This is a genomic window from Streptomyces olivoverticillatus (assembly GCF_014203555.1).
In the GTDB taxonomy this organism is placed as follows: domain Bacteria; phylum Actinomycetota; class Actinomycetes; order Streptomycetales; family Streptomycetaceae; genus Streptomyces; species Streptomyces olivoverticillatus.
Genome location: NZ_JACHJH010000002.1, coordinates 689486 through 702749 on the forward strand (window position 1 = coordinate 689486; position 13264 = coordinate 702749).

General features: G+C 72.9%; 13 protein-coding genes. 7 read left to right on the forward strand and 6 right to left on the reverse strand.

Annotated elements, in window-relative coordinates; all coding sequences use genetic code 11:
- Positions 1-89 precede the first annotated feature (89 nt).
- The 4 genes from FHS39_RS08455 to FHS39_RS08470 all read left to right on the forward strand — a co-directional run bounded on the left by FHS39_RS08455 (position 90) and on the right by FHS39_RS08470 (position 4157).
- Entirely contained in the window at positions 90-1430 is a 1341-nt protein-coding gene (locus tag FHS39_RS08455) for a glycosyltransferase family 4 protein (protein WP_184347898.1), read from the forward strand.
- 67 nt (positions 1431-1497) lie between these two features.
- Positions 1498-2241 carry a methyltransferase domain-containing protein gene (locus FHS39_RS08460; protein WP_184347900.1) on the forward strand — a complete coding sequence of 248 codons (744 nt, stop codon included), beginning with the start codon at positions 1498-1500 and terminating at the stop codon, positions 2239-2241.
- Positions 2238-3323, forward strand: coding sequence for a prenyltransferase/squalene oxidase repeat-containing protein (locus tag FHS39_RS08465; protein WP_184347902.1), 1086 nt, complete (start codon positions 2238-2240; stop codon positions 3321-3323). The genes FHS39_RS08460 and FHS39_RS08465 overlap by 4 nt, the downstream gene beginning before the upstream one ends.
- A 48-nt stretch (positions 3324-3371) precedes the next feature.
- Positions 3372-4157, forward strand: coding sequence for a maleylpyruvate isomerase family mycothiol-dependent enzyme (locus FHS39_RS08470; RefSeq protein ID WP_184347904.1), 786 nt, complete (start codon positions 3372-3374; stop codon positions 4155-4157).
- A gap of 34 nt (positions 4158-4191) precedes the next feature.
- Here the strand turns inward: FHS39_RS08470 and FHS39_RS08475 are convergent, their stop codons facing one another.
- From FHS39_RS08475 to FHS39_RS08500, 6 genes are all read right to left on the reverse strand, one after another.
- A complete protein-coding gene (locus FHS39_RS08475) occupies positions 4192-5202 on the reverse strand; it encodes an LLM class F420-dependent oxidoreductase (protein ID WP_184347906.1) in 1011 nt (336 codons plus the stop codon).
- 90 nt (positions 5203-5292) lie between these two features.
- Positions 5293-6144 carry a DUF5336 domain-containing protein gene (locus tag FHS39_RS08480; protein ID WP_184347908.1) on the reverse strand — a complete coding sequence of 284 codons (852 nt, stop codon included), beginning with the start codon at positions 6142-6144 and terminating at the stop codon, positions 5293-5295.
- Between the two features lie 204 nt (positions 6145-6348).
- Positions 6349-7284 (reverse strand): N-acetylmuramoyl-L-alanine amidase, encoded by a 936-nt coding sequence (locus tag FHS39_RS08485; protein WP_343069443.1) that lies wholly within the window; start codon positions 7282-7284, stop codon positions 6349-6351.
- Between the two features lie 23 nt (positions 7285-7307).
- On the reverse strand, positions 7308-7952 hold the full coding sequence (locus FHS39_RS08490) for a class I SAM-dependent methyltransferase (RefSeq protein ID WP_184347910.1): 645 nt from the start codon (positions 7950-7952) through the stop codon (positions 7308-7310).
- A gap of 84 nt (positions 7953-8036) precedes the next feature.
- The gene (locus tag FHS39_RS08495) at positions 8037-8651 is read right to left on the reverse strand and encodes a response regulator transcription factor (protein ID WP_184347912.1); all 615 of its coding nucleotides are present in this window, start codon (positions 8649-8651) and stop codon (positions 8037-8039) included.
- Positions 8648-9829, reverse strand: coding sequence for a sensor histidine kinase (locus tag FHS39_RS08500; protein WP_184347915.1), 1182 nt, complete (start codon positions 9827-9829; stop codon positions 8648-8650). Before FHS39_RS08500 ends, FHS39_RS08495 begins: the two co-directional genes overlap by 4 nt.
- Before the next feature lie 190 nt (positions 9830-10019).
- Here FHS39_RS08500 and FHS39_RS08505 point away from each other — a divergent pair, with 190 nt between their 5' ends.
- From FHS39_RS08505 to FHS39_RS08515, 3 genes are read left to right on the forward strand one after another with little or no spacing between them, the layout of a single operon-like run.
- Entirely contained in the window at positions 10020-10907 is an 888-nt protein-coding gene (locus FHS39_RS08505; protein ID WP_184347917.1) for a MaoC/PaaZ C-terminal domain-containing protein, read from the forward strand.
- Between the two features lie 36 nt (positions 10908-10943).
- Positions 10944-12020 (forward strand): Zn-dependent alcohol dehydrogenase, encoded by a 1077-nt coding sequence (locus tag FHS39_RS08510; protein WP_184347919.1) that lies wholly within the window; start codon positions 10944-10946, stop codon positions 12018-12020.
- A gap of 14 nt (positions 12021-12034) precedes the next feature.
- Positions 12035-12970, forward strand: coding sequence for a 3-oxoacyl-ACP reductase (locus FHS39_RS08515; protein ID WP_184347922.1), 936 nt, complete (start codon positions 12035-12037; stop codon positions 12968-12970).
- Positions 12971-13264: the final 294 nt, after the last annotated feature.

Below are 13264 nucleotides of genomic sequence, written 5' to 3' on the forward strand. Positions count from 1 at the left end.
CAAGCTTCTGGACGACCCATCTGAAACTTGTTCTAGATTAGCGCGACCGGTTACGCTCCGCCGGAACAGCAGCGAGAAGGAGGCCGGAGTTGACCGCTGAGGCCACGGAGCCGGCACTTGTGCAAGACGGCCGCCTCCTGGACGGGAGCGGTGACCGCCCGCTGCGCATCGCGCTCCTCACCTACAAGGGCAACCCGTTCTGCGGCGGCCAGGGCGTCTACGTACGCCACCTCTCCCGCGAGCTGGCTCGCCTCGGACACACCGTCGAGGTCATCGGCGCCCAGCCCTACCCGGTCCTGGACACCGCCGACGGCGTCACCCTCACCCGCCTCCCCAGCCTCGACCTCTACCGCCAGCCCGACCCCTTCCGCACCCCCAAGCGCGACGAGTACCGCGACTGGGTCGACGCGCTGGAGGTCGGCACCATGTGGACCGGCGGCTTCCCCGAGCCGCTGACCTTCTCCCTGCGCGCCCGCCGCCACCTGGCCGCCCGCCGTGGCGAGTTCGACGTCGTCCACGACAACCAGACCCTCGGCTACGGGCTCCTCGGCGGCTCCGCCGCGCTCGGCGCCGCCCTGGTCACCACGATCCACCACCCCATCACCGTCGACCGGCAGCTGGAGCTGGACGCCGCCGACGGCTGGAAGCGGCGCTACTCGGTGCGCCGTTGGTACGGCTTCACCCGGATGCAGGGCCGGGTCGCCCGGCGGCTGCCGTCCGTGCTCACCGTCTCCGGCTCCTCCCGGCAGGAGATCGTCGACCACCTCGGCGTACGGCCCGAGCGCGTGCACGTCGTCCACATCGGCGCCGACACCACCCTCTTCTCGCCCGACCCCTCCGTCCCGCGCATCCCCGGCCGCATCGTCACCACCTCCAGCGCCGACGTCCCGCTCAAGGGCCTGGTGTACCTCGTCGAGGCGCTCGCCACCCTGCGCGCCGGCAACCCCGACGCCCACCTCGTCGTGGTCGGCAAGCGCGCCGAGAACGGGCCGGTGGCGGCCGCCATCAGGCGCTACGGGCTGGAAGGCGCCGTCGAGTTCGTCAAGGGCATCACCGACGCCGAGCTCGTGGACCTCGTCCGCTCCGCCGAGGTCGCCTGCGTGCCCTCGCTCTACGAGGGCTTCTCCCTGCCCGCCGCGGAGGCCATGGCCACCGGCACTCCGCTCGTCGCCACCACCGGCGGGGCGATCCCGGAGGTCGCCGGCCCCGACGGCGAGACCTGCCTCGCGGTCCCCCCGGGCGACGCGGCAGCACTGGCCGCGGCCCTGGACCGGCTGCTGGGCGACGAGGAGCTGCGCCGCCGGCTGGGCGCCGCCGGCCGCGAGCGCGTACTGGCCCGCTTCACCTGGCGCCAGGCGGCGATCGGCACGGCCGAGCACTACCGCGCGGCGATGGCCCGCGCGGGCCACGGCGCTGCACTGCGCCCATGACCCTCCCCGCGGCGGCTGCGGCCGCCGCCGCCCACCGACCTGCCCCGCCGGACGAAAGCAAACAGCCGTGCTGACCGTCGATTTCTCCCGCTTCCCGCTCGCCGCAGGCGACCGCGTACTCGATCTGGGGTGCGGCGCGGGCCGGCACGCCTTCGAGTGCTACCGGCGAGGCGCCCGCGTCGTCGCCCTCGACCGCAACGGTGAGGAGATCCGCGAGGTCGCCAAGTGGTTCGGCGCCATGAAGGAGGCCGGCGAGGCCCCCGAGGGCGCCACCGCCACCGCCATGGAGGGCGACGCCCTCGCGCTGCCCTTCCCCGACGACACCTTCGACGTCGTCATCATCTCCGAGGTCATGGAGCACATCCCCGACGACAAGGGCGTCCTCGCCGAAATGGTGCGCGTCCTCAAGCCGGGCGGCCGGATTGCCATCACCGTGCCCCGCTACGGCCCCGAGAAGGTCTGCTGGGCGCTCAGCGACGCCTACCACGAGGTCGAGGGCGGCCACATCCGCATCTACAAGGCCGAGGAGCTGCTGGGCAAGATGCGCGAGGCCGGCCTCAAGCCCTACGGCACCCACCACGCCCACGGTCTGCACAGCCCCTACTGGTGGCTCAAGTGCGCCTTCGGGGTGGGCAAGGACGGTCAAGACGCTGCGCTGCCCGTCCGCGCCTACCACAAGCTGCTGGTCTGGGACATCATGAAGAAGCCCAAGGCCACCCGCCTCGCCGAGCAGGCCCTCAACCCCCTGATCGGCAAGAGCTTCGTGGCCTACGCGACCAAGCCGCACCTGCCCGCGCAGGCCGCTCGATGACCAGTCCCGGCCGTACCGAGCGCCTCGTGCTGCCCGGAGTGCTCACCGCAGAACAGGCCGCCCACACCGTGGCGGCCATCGCCGCGGAGCAGCGGCCCGACGGAGCCATACCCTGGTTCCGCGGCCACCACCTCGACCCCTGGGACCACGTCGAGGCCGCCATGGCACTGGACGCCGCGGGCGAGCACACCCGCGCCGAGGCCGCCTACCGCTGGCTCGCCGCCCACCAGAACTCCGACGGCTCCTGGTACGCCGCCTACGCCGACGGCGCCGCCGACGAACCCACCGACCGCGGACGCGAGACCAACTTCGTCGCCTACGCCGCCGTCGGTGTTTGGCACCACTACCTCGCCACCGGCGACGACGCCTTCCTCGACCGCATGTGGCCCACCGTCTACGCCGCCGTCGAGTTCGTCCTCCAACTCCAGCAGCCCGGCGGGCAGATCGGCTGGAAGCGCGAGGACCCCGAGGACGGCGGCATCGACCGCACCGAGGCGCTGCTCACCGGCTGCTCCTCCATCCACCAGGCGCTGCGCTGCGCCCTGGCCATCGCCGAGCACCGCGAGGAGCCCCAGCCCGACTGGGAGTTGGCGGTGGGGCTGCTGGGGCACGCCATCCGCAGCCACCCCGAGCGGTTCGCCGACAAGAGCCGCTACTCCATGGACTGGTACTACCCGGTCCTCGGCGGCGCGGTCACCGGCGCGGCGGCCAAGGAGCGCATAGAGGAGCGCTGGGACGACTTCGTGGTGCCCGGTCTCGGCGTGCGCTGCGTACTGCCCAACCCCTGGGTGACCGGCGGCGAGAGCTGCGAACTGGCCCTGGCGCTGTGGGTCATGGGCGAGTCGGACCGGGCGGTGGAGATCCTGCAGTGGATCCAGCACCTGCGCGCCGAGAACGGCCTGTACTGGACCGGCTACGTCTTCGAGGACCGCGCCGTCTGGCCGGAGGAGCTCACCACCTGGACCGCCGGCTCGCTGCTGCTGGCCGCGGCCGCGCTCGGCGGCGACGAGGCGACGACGGCGGTCTTCGGCGGCGAGCGGCTGCCCGTCGGGCTGGAGCCGGACTGCTGCACGCAGCCGTAACCGGCGGACGCCCGGCCATTGTCAGTGGCCGGGCCTAGAGTTGGCGCCATGACCCTTCACAGCCATGAGCGTTATTGTTCCGAGGTCCTCGCCCAGACGGGCCTGCTGTGTACCGCGCTGGAGGGGGCCGATCTCAAGGCCCCCGTCCCCACCTGCCCCGAGTGGACCCTGGCCGATCTCCTCCACCACCTCGGCCAGGCCCACCGCGGCGTCGCCCGCATCGTCGAGCAGCGGCTCACCGGGTTCCCGGGGCGGCCCGTCGGCGATGCGACCACCGGCCACCCCTTCGACGATGCGGCCGGCGCCGCCCGGTGGCTGGCCGAAGGTGCCGAGGCCCTGGTCGCCGTCCTGCGCGCGAGCGGCCCCGACGCCACCGTCTGGACCTTCGACGGCCGGAACGTCTCGGCCTTCTGGGCGCGCCGCATGGTGCACGAGACCGTCATCCACCGCGCCGATGCCCTCCTCGCCCTCGGCGCCGACTTCACCATCGACCCCGAGATCGCCGCGGACACTCTCGACGAGTGGCTGGACATCGTCGGCGCCCCGATGGTCGTCGAGTTCAGGCCCGAGCTCAAGAAGCTCTGTGGTCCCGGCCGTACCCTGCACCTGCATGCCACGGACACCGCACCCGAGTCGGGCGAGTGGTTCATAGACGCCACCGGTGAGCTGGTCACCTGGCGCCGCTCCCATGAGAAGGCGGCCGTCGCCGTCCGCGGCCCGATGCGCGATCTGCTCCTGCTCACCTACCGCCGCCTGCCGCTGGACAGCGCGAAGGTCGAGGTCCACGGCGAGCGCGAGATGCTCGAACTGTGGCTGGAGAACGCCAAGTTCTAGGGGACGCCCCAAGTCGCGCGGGTACCGGCCCTGCTCAAGAATTCAGCTCCGCCAGCACCCGCAGCGTCCCCTCGTCCGGCACGGTGACGAGCAGATCGGTGACCGGACCCTTCCGCCACAGCTCCAGTCGCTCGGCGATGCGCCCGCGCGGGCCCACCAGGGAGATCTCGTCGGCGAAGGCGTCCGGCACCGCGGCCACCGCCTCCTCCCGCCGCCCGGCGGCGAAGAGCCGCTGGATGCGGCGGGCCGCCACCTCGAAGCCCATCCGGGCCATCAGGTCGGCGTGGAAATTGCGGGCCGCATGGCCCATGCCGCCGATGTAGAAGGCGAGCATCGTCTTCACCGGCCGCAGCCCCTGCGCGATGTCGGCGCAGAGGCGGGCCTGTGCCAGCGGCGCCACCATGAAGCCCTCGGCCACGCCCGCGAGGGCGGCCGCGTGCAGGCCCGTGTTCAGCGGGGACCAGTACAGCGGCAGCCAGCCGTCGGCGATCCGGGCGGTCTGCGCGACGTTGCGCGGCCCCTCCGCGCCGAGCAGCACCGGCAGGTCCGGCCGCAGCGGGTGGGTGACGGACCGCAGTGGCTTGCCCAGGCCCGTGGCGCCCGGCCCGGTGTAGGGCAGCGGATGGTAGCGGCCGTCGAGCGTGACCGGCGCCTGCCGGCGCAGCACCTGCCGCACCACGTCCACGTATTCGCGCGTCGCCGTCAGCGGACTCTCGGGGAACGGCCGCCCGTACCACCCCTCGACGACCTGCGGCCCCGACAGCCCCAGCCCCAGCAGCATCCGGCCGCCGGAGAGATGGTCGAGGGTGAGCGCCTGCATCGCCGTCGCGGCCGGGCTGCGGGCTGCCATCTGGGCCACGGCCGTGCCGAGCAGGATCCGCTCGGTGTGGGCGGCGATCCAGGCCAGCGGGGTGAAGGCGTCCGACCCCCAGGATTCGGAGGTCCACACCGAGTGGTAGCCGAGTCGCTCGGCCTGCCGGGCGAGTTCGAGGTGCCGGGGGTCGGGCCCGCGGCCCCAGTAGCCGAGCATGAGACCCAGTCGCATGGCTGACAGTGTGTGAGATGCGCGGGCCCCGGACAAGACGACGGCCCGCCGGGATGCACCCGGCGGGCCGTACGGGAAAAGCGCGCGGGCTCAGCCGCGCTGAATGCCCGTGGTGTCCTGCAGCACGCCGCGACGGCCGTCCTGCGTCTGCGCGACGAGCGCCTGACCGCGCTGGTCCACCGCGAGGTACCAGGTGCCGGGCACCAGCTCGGCGATCGGCGACGGCGAACCGTCCTCGCCGTACAGCGGCCGGTTCACCGGCACCGCGAACCAGAACGGAGCGAAGTCCCCGGCGGGCGCGGCCGGCTGGCCGGCATCGTGCTGCGGGGCCGGAGCCGCGGCGGCCGGCTGGTGGGCCTGCGCCGGACCGGCCTGCGGGGCCTGGGCGCCGTAGGGCTGCTGCTGCGCGCCGTACGGGCCGGGCTGGCCGGCGCCCTGGGCGGGGTAGCCGTAGCCCTGGTTCGGGCCCATGCCGTAGGGGGACGGGGCCTGCGGGGCACCCATGAGCGGGGCCTTCAGCGCCGGGGTGCGCGGGGTGAGCAGGGCGATCGTGGCGAGCAGCAGGTTGGCGATCAGCGCGAGGATCTGGCCGACGCCGGGCGAGATCTGGTCCACGTCCGGGCCACCGAAGATCGTCCACAGCGAGGACCACGCGGCGGACACGGCGAGCACGCTGCCCCACTGGTCCAGGCCGATGCCGAGGACCTTGCGGCCCTCCGGCTGGAAGCGGGCGGCGACGATCAGGCCCGCGGCGATGATTCCGGCGAGGAAGATCGAGGGAAGGGCCGGGAACAGCTCGGCCTTCCAGCCCGACGGCTCCTTGGGACAGCCGAGCGAATTCCCGCAGTCGTACGAGCGGAAGCTGAGGAACGAGGCGATGAACAGCAACACCGCTGCTCCGATCACCCCGCCGTCGCCTCGAGTGAGGGAGCGGATGTTCACCTAAAGTCCTTTGTCAGTGCTGTCAGTGTTGCAGTCGGTTCGTCGCTGTCGGGACGCGAGAAGCGAAAGGTGCGGGGGTGGCGGCCCCTCATGGTACGGGGAACCTATCGTCCGGATGCGGGGGGCGTCTTCTTCGTATCACCGTCGTGACACGGCTGTGGCCTGCCCGTCCTTTAATGGCGCAGGCTTTAACGGCGCAGGCTTTTACCGGCGCAGGAAGTCCGTGATGCCGTCGGCGATGCCCTGCGCCGCCTTCTCGCGCCAGTCCCCGTCGGTGAGCTGCGCCGCGTCCTGGGGGTCGCGCATGTTGCCGCACTCGATGAAGACCTTGGGAATCGTGGACAGGTTGAGGCCGCCCAGGTCGTCCCGGGTGTTCAGTCCGGTGCCGTCGCCGATGTAGTTGGAGGGTGCGCTGCCGGTGGTCCGGACGAAGTTCCCCGCGATGCGCGCACCCAACTCCTTGGACGGACCCACGATGGCCGAGGTGTCCGCCTGCCCGGCGTGCACGGATGCGGGCAGGATCACATGGAAGCCCCGGTCGCCGACGGCCGCCCCGTCCGCGTGCACGGAGACGGCGGCGTCGCCGTGGGCCTTGTTGCCGATGTCGGCCCGCTCGGTCACACAGGGCCCCCACGGGCGGTCGCCGTCGTGGGTCAAGGTGACGGTGGCGCCGCGCGCTTGCAGGATTGCGCGCAGGCGGTGCGAGACGTCGAGGCTGAATTCGGCCTCGGTGTAACCGGAGTTGGTCTCGGTGCCCGTGGTGTCGCACTCCTTGCGACCGTTGCCGACGTCGACCTGGCGGTTGATTTCGGCGGAGTGCTCGTTGTTGTGCACGTTGTGCCCGGGATCGACCACGACGACCTTGCCCTTGAGGGGCCCGTCGGCGGCGGGAGGCGTGCTGCCGGGCGGCGTCTGCGAGGGCGCCGGGGTGCCGGAAGCCTCCGCGGGCCCCGGCCGGGGCATGGTGGTGGCGGCCGCGGTCGACGGCGCGGGCGCTGCGGCCCGCTTGTCGTCGGCACGCTCTCTCTTGGCCCGCTCCACCGGGCCCTCCGAGCAGCCCGCCGCCCCGGCGGCCAGGAACAGCACGGCCAGCCCGGCGCCGAGACGCCGGGTTATCTGGGAAACGCTGCCGTTGGACACGCGGGCGAGCCTAGCGCCGCCGCTCAGAGCCCGGCACCGGTACGCCGCAGTACGCGAAGCGAGTGCGTCACCGAGATCTCGGTGAACGCCCCGGATTCCAGTGCTCTGCGGTACACGCGGTACGGGGCCTGGCCACCGTCGGCCGGGTCGGGGAAGACGTCGTGGATGACGAGCAGCCCGCCCGGGGCCAGGTGCGGCACCCAGCCCTCGTAGTCCGCCCGCGCGTGCTCGTCGGTGTGCCCGCCGTCGATGAACACCAGCCCCAGTGGCGCCGCCCACACCTTGGCCGCCTGCGGGGAGCGCCCGACCACGGCGATGACGTGCTCCTCCAGGCCCGCCTTGTAGAGCGTGCGCCGGAAAGTGGGCAGGGTGTCCATCCGTCCGACGCCGGGCTCGTCGTCCACCACGGACGGGTCGTGGTACTCCCAGCCGGGCTGCTGCTCCTCGCTCCCGCGGTGGTGGTCGACGGTGACGGCCACCGTCCCCGCCTCCCGCGCGGCGGCGGCCAGCAGGATGGTCGACCGTCCGCAGTAGGTGCCCACCTCCAGCAGCGGCAGCCCGAGCCCGGCCGCCTCCCCGGCCGCCGCGTACAGGGCGAGCCCCTCGTCCACCGGCATAAAGCCCTTCGCCGCCTCGAACGCGGCAACAACCTCGGGCGTGGGCTCCATGCGGTCCTGACCTCCTGCGATACATACGGGCTGGGCGCAGGCCATGCTGCCGTACGCCCCGCGGGCCGCCGCCACCGGCTCCCGCTACAGCCAGCCGTTCTGCCGGGCGGCGCGGACGGCTTCCATCCGGTTGCGGGTGCCGGTCTTGCCGATGGCCGCCGAGAGGTAGTTGCGCACCGTGGCGGGGGAGAGGTGGACCTTGGCGGCGATGTCGGCGACCGTGGCGCCGTCCACCGCGGCGGCCAGGACGTCGCGTTCGCGCTGGGTGAGCGGGTTGGGGCCGGCGCTCAGCGCGGCCGCCGCGAGGGCCGGGTCGATGACGCGCTCGCCCGCGAGCACCCGCCGGACGGCCGCCGCGAGATCCTCCACCGGGCCGTCCTTGACCAGGAAGCCGGAGGCGCCCGCCTCCATCGCCCGGCGCAGATAGCCGGGGCGGCCGAAGGTCGTCAGGATCAGCACCCGGCACTCGGGGAGCCGGGTGCGCAGGTCCGCGGCGGCGTCCAGACCGCTGCGGCCGGGGAGTTCGATGTCCAGGAGGGCGATGTCCGGCCGGACCGCCAGTGCTTGGGGCACGATCTCGTCGCCGTCGCCCACCTGGGCGACGATCTCGATGTCCTCCTCCAGGCCCAGCAGCAGCGCCAGCGCTCCGCGCATCATGCCCTGGTCCTCGGCCAGCAGTACCTTGATGACGCTGCTCATGCGGCGCGCACCTCCTCGTCCTCGTCCACCGGAAGCTCTGCCACGAGCCGGAATCCATGCTTGCCGTCGGGGCCGGAGCCCAGCGAGCCGCCCGCGGCGGCCAGCCGCTCGGTCAGGCCCTTGAGGCCGTTGCCACCCGTGACCTTCCCGGCTTCCGGCTCCGCCGGTCCCACGCCGCGCCCGTCGTCGGTGATCTCCAGATGCACCCGGCCGGGCTCGCCGCGTACCTCGATCTCGCAGTGGGAAGCGCCGCTGTGGCGTACGACGTTGGTGATGCCCTCGCGCACCACCCAGCCCAGCAGGGCGCCGGTCTGCGGTGGCAGCGGCGGGCCCGAATGCCGTATCTCGGCGGTGATGCCCGAGGCGTCGAGAAGGGAGCGGGCGTTGTCCAGCTCCGTGGTGAGGCTGCCCTCGCGGTAGCCGGTGACGGCCTCGCGGATCTCGGTCAGCGCCTGGCGGCCCACCGCCTCGATGTCGGCGGCCTGGCCGAACGCCGCCTCCGGATTGCGCGGCCCCAGGCGGCGCACCGCCTCGGCCTTGACGACGATCACGGACAGCGTGTGCCCCAACAGGTCGTGCAGATCGCGGGAGAAGCGCAGGCGCTCGCGCTCCACGGCCGCGTGGGCGAGCTGTTCACGGGTGGCACGCAGGGTGGCATTGCTCTCGACGAGGTTCAGCACGGAGGCGGCGACCACCCCGGCCAGGCCCGTGCCCCACCCGGCGGCGACGATGTCCCCCGTGCTGTCGCTGTCGGCACGCAGCATCGCCATGAGCCCGTAGATGATGCCCAGGGCGCCCAGCGCCGCCCCTATCAGCCGTGGATTGCGGCGCAGCGTGACGCCGGTGGCCAGGGACAGCAGCGGGAAGCACATCTGCCAGCGGGTCCAGTAGCCGAGGGCGAGGCCGAAGGTGACGACGGCCAGGGCCGCGAGCAGGATCAGCGGCACGCGCGTGTCGCGCCGGCGCTCGTCGAGGGCGGTGGCGATCGTGGCGAGGTAGAGCGCGGTGAAGACCAGCTCGCCCAGGCCGCCGAGCCAGGCCAGGGGCATCTCGCCGGTGAGGACGGAGATGGTGTCGTGGATGTTGACGAGGAGGAAAAGCGCGAAGGTCCGCATATTGGGTGCCTTCGACGGCAACGGCCCCTCGTCCCGCTCCGTTTTCTCTGTCCCGCACTTCATGCGCCACAGCCTAGGGAACACGCCCCTGACCTGGGCAGTCACAAACGTCCTCGGCCTGCTGTGACATTTGTCTTCCCATGCCCACCACGACCGGCTATACATGGGCGGTTGAGCCGTAGAACACGTTCTAGTCAGTACCGAGTCGACGTTCCAGTCACTGTTACGGACCGGCGAAGGAGCACCGACCTCCATGCCCATCGACCCCGCCAAGGCCACCTCCGCCGAACCGCGGCGCACCCCGCTCACCTGGAACCCCAAGGACATCCTGCTCTACCACCTCGGTGTCGGGGCCGGATCGGGCCAGGGCCGGGCCCACCCCGCCACCGACCCCGACGAGCTCCGCTACACCCTGGAGAGCCGGCTGCACGTCCTGCCCAGCTTCGCCACCGTCGCGGGCGGCGGCATGGCCGCCGAGGGCGGCGGGCTCTCGGCCCCCGGCATCGACGTCGACCTCTCCGCGGTGCTGCACGGCGGACAGACCGTCACCCTCCACCGCCCGCTGCCCGTCCGCGCCGAAGCGGCCGTCCAGACCTCGCGCGTCGCCGCCGTGTACGACAAGGGCAAGGCCGCCGTCATCGTGACCCGGGCCGACGTGGCCGACGCCGACGGGCCACTGTGGACGAGCGTCAGCGAGATCTTCGTCAAGGGCGAGGGCGGCTTCGGCGGCGAGCGCGGCACCACCACCCGCCTCGAAGTCCCCGCCGCCGCACCCGACCTGACGGCCGACCGTCCCATCCGCGAGGACCAGGCCCTCCTCTACCGCCTCTCGGGCGACTGGAACCCCCTGCACGCCGACCCCGAGTTCGCCGCCCTCGCCGGATTCGACCGGCCGATCCTGCACGGTCTGTGCTCGTACGGCATCGTCCTCAAGGCCGTCGTCGACACCGCGCTCGGCGGCGACGTCACCCGCGTGCGCTCGTACACCACCCGCTTCGCCGGAGTCGTCTTCCCCGGCGAGACCCTGCGGGTGCGGATGTGGCGCGACACCCCGGCCCCGGGCCGCATCCAGGTGACCGCGACCGCCGTCGAGCGCGACGACGCGCCCGTCCTCACGGACACGGTCGTGGAGCACAGCTGAGAGCAGGCAAGCCCACCCGACGAAGGGAGCTCCGCCATGCGCGCCGCCGTCCTGCACGAGACCGGCCAGGACAAGCTCGAAGTCCTCGACGACGTCGAAGCCGCCGGATTCGGCCCCGGCAAGGTCAGGCTCCGCGTCCGGGCCGCCGGACTGTGCCATTCCGACCTCTCCGCGATGTCCGGTGTCCTCCCGCAGCCCGCCCCGCTCGTGCCCGGCCACGAAGGCGCGGGCGACGTCCTCGACGTCGGCGAGGGCGTGACCTCCGTCAAGCGCGGCGACCGCGTCCTGATCTGCTGGCTGCCCGCCTGCGGCGCCTGCGCCCCCTGCGGGCGCGGCCAGAGCCATCTGTGCCTCGCCGGATTCGCGAAGTCCGGCACCCCCAACTTCACCCGGCACGACAAGGGCATCTTCGGCTTCGTGGGCACCGGCACCTTCGCCGAGGAGCTCGTCGTCGACGCCGCCTGCGCCGTGCCGGTCCCCGACGACGTGCCCTACGAGATCGCGGCCCTCCTCGGCTGCGGGGTCACCACCGGGCTGGGCGCGGCCCTCAACACCGCGCGCGTGGCGCCGGGCTCGTCGGTCGCCGTCGTCGGCTGCGGCGGCGTCGGCGTCTCCGCGATCCAGGGCGCCCGGGTCTGCGGCGCCGCCCAGATCGTCGCCGTCGACCCCGTCGAGTCCCGGCGCGAGGCGGCCCTGCGCCTGGGCGCCACCGAGGCCGTCGCCCCCGAGGGCCTGGCCGACGCCAAGGCCCGCATCACCGGCGGCGAGGGCTTCGACTACGTCTTCGAGGTCGTCGGCAAGTCCGGCACCGCCCGCGCCGCCTACGAGGCGACCCGGCGCGGCGGCACGCTCTGCGTCGTCGGGGCCGGCGCCGCGGACGACCGGCTGTCCTTCAACATGTTCGAGCTCTTCTTCGACGAGAAGAGGATCCTGCCGTCGCTGTACGGCGGAGGCGACGCCCTGCGCTCCTACGAACGCGCCATCGCGCTGTGGCGGGCGGGCCGCATCGACCTGGAGGGCCTGATCACCCACCGTGTGCCGCTGAGCCGGATCAACGACGCGATCGATCAGATGCGCACGGGCGAGGCGCTGCGCACCTGGATCACGATGTAACGGAGGGAAGGGACATGGGAGTGCTGGACGGCAGGACCGCGGTCGTCACCGGCGCCGGGCGGGGCCTCGGCCGCGCCGAGGCCCTGGAGCTGGCCCGGCACGGCGCCCGCGTCGTCGTCAACGACTACGGCCGCCCCGGCCGCGACGGCTCCGGCGAGGCGTCCGCGGCGCCCGCCGAGTCCGTGGCCGCCGAGATCCGGGCGGCGGGCGGCACCGCCACGGCGCACGTGGGCGACGTCGCCGACTTCGAGCAGGCCCGCGACCTCGTCCGGCTGGCCGTGGACACCTACGGCTCCCTGGACGTGCTGGTCAACAACGCGGGCATCCTCCGCGACCGGATGGTCTTCTCCATGACCGAGGAGGAGTGGGACTCGGTCCTGCGCGTGCACCTGAAAGGCCACTTCAACACGGTCCGCTTCGCCGCCGCCCTGTGGCGCGAGCGCTCCAAGGCGGCCGGGGCGCCGGTGTACGGACGGATCGTCAACACCTCCTCGGAGGCGTTCCTGGCGGGCTCGGCCGGCCAGCCCAATTACGCGGCGGCGAAGGGCGGCATCGTGGGCCTCACGATGTCGACGGCCGAGGCGCTGCGCAAGTACGGGGTGACGGTGAACGCGATCTGCCCGCGGGCCCGCACCAGGATGACGGAGGACGTCTTCGGTGCGCCGCCCGAGGAGGGGCTCGACCCGCTGGCGCCGGAGCATGTCGCTCCGCTGGTGGCTTATCTGGCCTCGCCGAGGGCGGCGCAGGTGACCGGGCAGGTCTTCGTCGTCCACGGGGGCATGGTGGCGGCGCTGGAGCGGCCGAAGGTGGCGGCGCAGTTCGACGCGGAAGGGGACGTCTTCACGGTGGGCGAACTGGACGCGGCCCTGACCCCTTATTACGCGGCGCGCCCGGGCCGGGAGACATTCGCGGCGGTGGAGGTGATGGGACTGAAACGCCGGGCGGGCTGAGGGGCCCGCCCGGCGCGGAGGTCAGTTCGTCTCGCCCTGGCGGCGGTGCTTGCCATGGGCGTGGGCTTGGTCGTTCTCCGAAGACGCAGGGCCACGGTGCCTGCCGGTCCCGGCGGCTGCGGCCTGGGCGGACGCCTCGGTCGTGTCGGTTCGGGCATCGGACATGGGGAAGTCACTCCGTCGAGGTGTGGGTGCAAGCGGTACGCGTCGGGGCCGCTGGCAGCGGCGCACGGTGTCAGACGTCGACGCCAACACACTTTCCACGCACGACCATGCGCGACCCCCGTCCCACTC

Coding starts and splice junctions, on each gene's coding strand:
- FHS39_RS08465 (WP_184347902.1), top strand. CDS start 2,238: ATGACCAGTCCCGGCCGTACCGAGCGCCTCGTGCTGCCCGGAGTGCTC.
- FHS39_RS08470 (WP_184347904.1), top strand. CDS start 3,372: ATGACCCTTCACAGCCATGAGCGTTATTGTTCCGAGGTCCTCGCCCAG.
- FHS39_RS08475 (WP_184347906.1), bottom strand. CDS start 5,202: ATGCGACTGGGTCTCATGCTCGGCTACTGGGGCCGCGGGCCCGACCCC.
- FHS39_RS08490 (WP_184347910.1), bottom strand. CDS start 7,952: ATGGAGCCCACGCCCGAGGTTGTTGCCGCGTTCGAGGCGGCGAAGGGC.
- FHS39_RS08495 (WP_184347912.1), bottom strand. CDS start 8,651: ATGAGCAGCGTCATCAAGGTACTGCTGGCCGAGGACCAGGGCATGATG.
- FHS39_RS08500 (WP_184347915.1), bottom strand. CDS start 9,829: ATGAAGTGCGGGACAGAGAAAACGGAGCGGGACGAGGGGCCGTTGCCG.
- FHS39_RS08505 (WP_184347917.1), top strand. CDS start 10,020: ATGCCCATCGACCCCGCCAAGGCCACCTCCGCCGAACCGCGGCGCACC.
- FHS39_RS08510 (WP_184347919.1), top strand. CDS start 10,944: ATGCGCGCCGCCGTCCTGCACGAGACCGGCCAGGACAAGCTCGAAGTC.
- FHS39_RS08515 (WP_184347922.1), top strand. CDS start 12,035: ATGGGAGTGCTGGACGGCAGGACCGCGGTCGTCACCGGCGCCGGGCGG.